The organism is Blautia sp. CAG:237, assembly GCF_000436615.1.
GTDB lineage: Bacteria > Bacillota > Clostridia > Lachnospirales > Lachnospiraceae > Blautia_A > Blautia_A intestinihominis.
On record NZ_FR886695.1, the window covers coordinates 1 to 899 of the forward strand.

1 protein-coding gene is annotated in these 899 nt (G+C 44.2%); it reads left to right on the top strand.

Annotation, left to right across the window (positions count from 1 at the left end; all coding sequences use genetic code 11):
- The coding region (locus tag QZL69_RS02920) for an amino acid--tRNA ligase-related protein (RefSeq protein ID WP_291518005.1) at nt 1-899 on the top strand (899 nt) is incomplete at both ends.

The window sequence follows — 899 nt, forward strand, 5'->3', positions numbered from 1 at the left end:
CCGATCCACGTAGCGATCGCAGGCCGTATGATGTTCAAGAGAGTTATGGGTAAGGCTTCTTTCTGCAATATCCAGGATTTACAGGGAAATATTCAGGTATATGTAGCAAGAGATGCGATCGGAGCAGATTCTTATGCAGATTTTAAGAAATCTGATATCGGTGATATCTTCGGACTGGAAGGTTTTGCTTTCAGAACAAGAACTGGTGAGATCTCTATCCACGCAGAGAAAATGACTCTGTTATCCAAGAGTTTACAGATCCTTCCGGAGAAATTCCACGGACTGACAGATACAGATACACGTTATCGTCAGAGATATGTAGACCTTATCATGAATCAGGACAGCAAGAAAGTATTTATCAAACGTTCCCAGATCCTGAAAGAGATCCGTAACTTCCTTGCAGGACGCGACTTCATGGAAGTTGAGACACCAATGCTGGTTTCCAACGCAGGTGGTGCCGCTGCAAGACCGTTTGAGACACATTACAATGCACTGAACGAAGATGTTAAACTTCGTATTTCTCTGGAACTCTACCTCAAGAGACTGATCGTTGGTGGTCTTGAGAGAGTTTATGAGATCGGCCGTGTATTCCGTAACGAGGGTGTTGATACCCGTCACAACCCGGAATTCACTCTGATGGAGCTTTATCAGGCATATACAGATTATGAGGGAATGATGGAACTGACAGAGTCCATGTTCCGTTATCTGGCTGAGAAGGTTTGTGGTTCCACAAAGATTTCCTACAATGGTATCGAGATCGACCTTGGCAAGCCGTTTGAGCGTCTGACCATGAACGATGCGATCAAGAAATATGCAGGAATCGATTTTGACGAAGTAGCAGATGATGAAGCAGCTAAGAAACTTGCTGCTGAGCATCATATTGAATATGAAGAGCGTCA